Origin of the sequence: Amycolatopsis sp. SID8362, from assembly GCF_010550475.1 — a bacterium.
In the GTDB taxonomy this organism is placed as follows: Bacteria; Actinomycetota; Actinomycetes; order Mycobacteriales; family Pseudonocardiaceae; genus Amycolatopsis; species Amycolatopsis eburnea.
On the sequence record NZ_JAAGNB010001378.1, the window covers coordinates 1 to 3648 of the forward strand.

Annotated in this window: 6 protein-coding genes; 2 read left to right on the top strand and 4 right to left on the bottom strand. The window is 72.9% G+C overall.

Annotated elements, in window-relative coordinates; all coding sequences use genetic code 11:
* Both G3I65_RS42395 and G3I65_RS42400 read right to left on the bottom strand, forming a co-directional pair.
* A partial coding sequence (locus tag G3I65_RS42395) for a hypothetical protein (RefSeq protein ID WP_160701088.1) occupies positions 1–241 on the bottom strand: 241 nt, incomplete at its 3' end.
* Entirely contained in the window at positions 238–1098 is an 861-nt protein-coding gene (locus tag G3I65_RS42400; RefSeq protein WP_309235978.1) for a 3-hydroxybutyryl-CoA dehydrogenase, read from the bottom strand. The genes G3I65_RS42400 and G3I65_RS42395, both read right to left, overlap by 4 nt.
* A 120-nt stretch (positions 1099–1218) precedes the next feature.
* Here G3I65_RS42400 and G3I65_RS42405 point away from each other — a divergent pair, with 120 nt between their 5' ends.
* A complete protein-coding gene (locus G3I65_RS42405) occupies positions 1219–1881 on the top strand; it encodes a TetR/AcrR family transcriptional regulator (RefSeq protein ID WP_160701090.1) in 663 nt (220 codons plus the stop codon).
* A gap of 7 nt (positions 1882–1888) precedes the next feature.
* Entirely contained in the window at positions 1889–2233 is a 345-nt protein-coding gene (locus G3I65_RS42410) for a hypothetical protein (protein ID WP_160701091.1), read from the top strand.
* Here G3I65_RS42410 and G3I65_RS42415 read toward each other — a convergent pair.
* Both G3I65_RS42415 and G3I65_RS42420 read right to left on the bottom strand, forming a co-directional pair.
* Entirely contained in the window at positions 2230–3036 is an 807-nt protein-coding gene (locus G3I65_RS42415) for an adenylate/guanylate cyclase domain-containing protein (RefSeq protein ID WP_309235979.1), read from the bottom strand. The genes G3I65_RS42410 and G3I65_RS42415 overlap by 4 nt on opposite strands.
* A 22-nt stretch (positions 3037–3058) precedes the next feature.
* The coding region (locus G3I65_RS42420) for a YeiH family protein (RefSeq protein WP_160701092.1) at positions 3059–3648 on the bottom strand (590 nt) is incomplete at its 5' end.

A 3648-nucleotide genomic window follows, 5' to 3' on the forward strand; every position in this document is an offset into this window, starting at 1 on the left:
GCCGGCCGGGCCGGGCGAGCGCGGCGGCGTCCCAGTCACGGGCGTCGAGGCGCCGCGGCGGCTCGACCACCCGCCGTCGAGGCCCGTGGGGGAGTGTCGCGCGGTGGCACGGCGGGCAGGCCGGGACGAAGGCCCCGGTCGGGCTGCCGGGGAGCGGGACCGAGTTCCCGCGTTCCGCGGTGCCGGTGCAGATGTGGTGCTCGTGACCGGCCGGGACGCACAAGCAGCGGCACTCGGTCATGGCCGCTCATAGGTGTAGAAGCCGCGGCCGGTCTTGCGGCCGAGCAGCCCGGCGTCGACCATGCGGGCCAGCAGCGGCGGGGGCGCGTAGAGCGGTTCCTTGAACTCTTCGTAGAGCGATTCGGCGACGGCCTTGGTGGTGTCGAGGCCGATCAGGTCGGCGAGGGCGAGCGGTCCCTGCGGGTGGGCGGCGCCGCGCACGAGGCCTTCGTCGATGGCTTCGCGGCTGGCGAAGCCGGACTCGAACATGCGGATCGCGGCGAGGATGAACGGGATCAGCAGCGCGTTGACCACGAACCCGGCGCGGTCCTGGCAGAGGATCGCCTGCTTGCCGACCACGTCCTGGGCGAACGCGCGGGCCCGGTCGACGGTGGCTTCGGTGGTCAGCAGGCTGGGCACCAGCTCGACCAGCGGGAGCACCGGCACGGGGTTGAAGAAGTGCACCCCGACGACCTGCGCGGGCCGTTCGGTGGCGGTGCCCAGCTTCATGATGGGGATGGACGAGGTGTTGGACGCGAGAATCGCGTCCGGTGCGGTCACGACCTTGTCGAGCCGGCCGAACAGCTCCGTCTTGACGGCTTCGTCTTCGACGATCGCTTCCACGACGAAGGTGCGGTCGGCGAGGTCGTCGAGGGAATCGGTGACCCGGATCCGGTCGAGGATCGCGGCGGCACTGGGTACCTTGCCCTTCTTCTCCGCGCGGGTCAGCGACGCTTCGAGCCGGCGCCGTCCGGCCGCCACGGCTTCCGGGCTCGACTCGACGACCACCACGCCGAGGCCCGCCCGGGCGCACACCTCCGCGATCCCGGCCCCCATCTGCCCGCACCCGACCACGCCCACGCGTTCCATCGCCGCCACCTCTCTGGGACTCGATACCCTTTCGACGGTACTCAGTACCGACCGGTAGCTGAAGGCGTGGTTCACGGATATGACGACCGCCACGCCCTACGCTGGGCCACGGCAGGGCGGAGGAAGCGGATGACGGCCAAGGAACGCCTGGTCGAGGCGGCGTTCGCGCTGTTCGCCGAGCGCGGCTACGACCAGACGACGATCGACGACATCACCGAGCGCGCCGGAGTCGGCCGCACGACCTTCTTCCGGACGTTCCGGGCGAAGGAAGACGTGATCTTCCCCGACCACGAAGTGCTGCTCCAGGCCATCGAGGCCCGCCTGGCCGGCTCGACCGAGCGCACCGCGCTGCTCGCGGTCACCGAAGGCACCCGGCTGGTCCTGCGGCACTACCTCGCCGAGGGCGAGCTGGCGCGGACCCGGTACCAGCTGACGCGCAGCGTGCCCGTGCTGCGCGACCGCGAGATCTCGGGGTTGCAGCAGTACCAGCGGCTGTTCCGGGGTTTCCTGCACCGCTGGATGGGCGGCGGCGAGGACACGGCGTTGCGGGCGGAACTGATGGCCGGCGCGGTCGTGACCGCGCACAACCACGTGCTGCGCCGCTGGCTGCGCGGCCGGTCGAGCGACCCGGAGCGGGAGTTCGACGCGGCGATGGCGGAGACCGTGGCCCTGTTCACCCGGCCCGAGGACGACGGTGAAGCGTCCATCGTGGTCTTCCGGACGACGAAGGACCTGGCGACCGTGCTGCCCGAGCTGAACCGGGTGCTCGGCGAGGGCCTGAGCCCGGCATGATGTGCGGATGGCCCCTCGTCAGCTCCGCCCGCGGCACGTCTGGATGATCGGCGTCCCGCTCAACCTGCTGCTGGCCATCCCGTGCGCCTACCCGGTCCTGTTCGCGATGCTGGGGACGCAGGTCCTCGCGTGGGAGCTCGGGCTGGGCACGCCCGACCCCACCGTGGTCGACGACGGCGCGGGCTTCGCGATCGGGCTCGGCCTGGCCGCCGTGGTGTTCGCCGGACTCGTCGTGGCGGGCCTGAACGCCTTGTTCGCCTTCCGCGCGCCGCAGCTCAAAGCGGGCCCGTACTGGCTAGCGGTGGCACTGCTGGTCGTGGTGCCCGGCGTCGTCTACTGGCTGGCCCGCTAGTTTTCGTCGTACCGCGGGACGACGGCGAACACCTCGAGGTCGCTGGGCGCGCCCTTCGCGCGGAACCGGCGCCGGCGGCGGAGAGTGAACCGCTCGGCGTCGAGGTGCGCCAGGACGTCGCCGGTGATGAGGACCTCGCCGCCGGCGGCCGCGTCGGCGATCCGGGCCGCGATGTTGACGTCGACGCCGAAGTAGTCGCGGCCGACCTTGCGCGGACGTCCGGTGTGCAGGCCGGCCCGCAGCTGCGGGCGGTAGCCGCCGACGTCGATGGCGCTGACCGCGCCGCACGTCTCGTACGCCGCCTCGACCGCGGCCGCCGGGTCGGCGAAGACGGCCATCAAGCCGTCGCCGAGGCCCTTGACGACCCGGCCGCGGTGGCGGGAGATCGTCGCCTCGCTCGCGGTCGAAACCGCGCGCAGCAGCTCGAGCGCCCGCGCGTCGCCGACGTCGAGGGCCCAGCTGGAGAAGCCGACCAGGTCGGTGAACACGATCGTCGCCTCGCCGGCTTCGCCGTGCCGCCCCTGCGCGACGGCCTGCCAGACCTGGACGGCCGCGAGCCCGAGTTCCCGCACCGCGCTCGGCTGCTCGGCCTTCGCTTCGGCGAGCAGACGGGCGACCCGGTCCGACGGGTGGCCCGCCACCGTCGACAGCGCGTCACCGAGGTCGCGATCGCCGGGGACCAGGCGGCGCACGGCGCGTGCCGACCGGACCAGGCCGGGGCGCTGGTCCGCGGCCCGCAGCAGGTCGACGAAGCGGGACACCTTCCGGGGCAGGTCCGGCCGGTTGCCGTGGCTGTCGGTCACCGGCCGAATGCTACCGGCCGGGTCAGAGCGTGCCGGTGATCGACTGCAGGCCGAGGCTCGTCGCGGCGACGGCGATCCAGAGCAGCCCGCCGAGCAGCAGCGGCCGGGCGCCCGCGCGGCGCAGGTCGCCCAGGCGCAGGGAAAGCCCGATCCCGGCCAGTGCCGTCGTGATCAGGAACGTGCCCAGCGCGGTGAGGGCGGGGTGCCAGGACCCGGGGATGACGCCGAGGCTGTTCAGTCCGGCCGCGGCGACGAAGCCCAGCAGGAACAGGGGCACGATCTTGCGCCACGGCATCGCGGCGACCGTGGCGCCGGGGTCGGCCTGCCGGGCTTCGCGGCGGGCCTTGAGCACGGCCAGCACGATGATGATCGGGATCAGCGTGAGCGTCCGCGTGAGCTTGACGACGAGGCCGTACGACCCGGCGTCGCCGCCGTAGGCGAAGGAGGCGGCGACCACCGAGGAGGTGTCGTTGATCGCGGTGCCCGCCCACAGGCCGAAGGCGTGCGGGCTCAGGCCGAGCAGGTGCCCGAGCGGCGGGAACAGCAGGACGGCGGCGATGTTGAAGGCGAAGATCGTGCCGAGGGCGTAGGCGACGTCGGCCTGCTTCGGCT